Here is a 388-nt window from a genome sequence, read left to right on the forward strand (position 1 = left end):
CGTTTGAACAGGATGCATTAAAACAAGCGTACCTATCTCAAGTTGGCGGTAGAATTTCTTTTCAAAAGGGCAAAACTCCAGTATTTTCGTTTAATAGTGAAGAAGATTATAAGAGATATAGACAACTCATTCTTGGAGGAGGTGATGAATCATAACAGTAGGATCATTAACAATTGATGTAGGAAGTATGTTTGCTGAGAAATCAACAGCGTTGCAGCGTCACGGGAAACGATTCATGTTAGCTGGAAAGAAAGTGGTGTTTCTCAAACCGTCCATAGATAACAGATACTCAGAAGACTTCATTGTGACACATGATGGTAAGAAAGTTGAGGCGTTAAACATACAAATAACAGATGAAAACAAGGTTGGTATACCCCTAGATTTGTTT

At 37.4% G+C, this 388-nt stretch carries 1 pseudogene; it reads left to right on the forward strand.

Annotated elements, in window-relative coordinates:
• Positions 1-172: 172 nt before the first annotated feature.
• Positions 173-388: pseudogene (locus SB822_RS55255) on the forward strand (hypothetical protein); the annotation flags it as partial.

The sequence above is a fragment of the Paraburkholderia sp. SIMBA_054 genome (genome assembly GCF_046534875.1).
GTDB classification, from domain to species: Bacteria; Pseudomonadota; Gammaproteobacteria; order Burkholderiales; family Burkholderiaceae; genus Paraburkholderia; species Paraburkholderia hospita.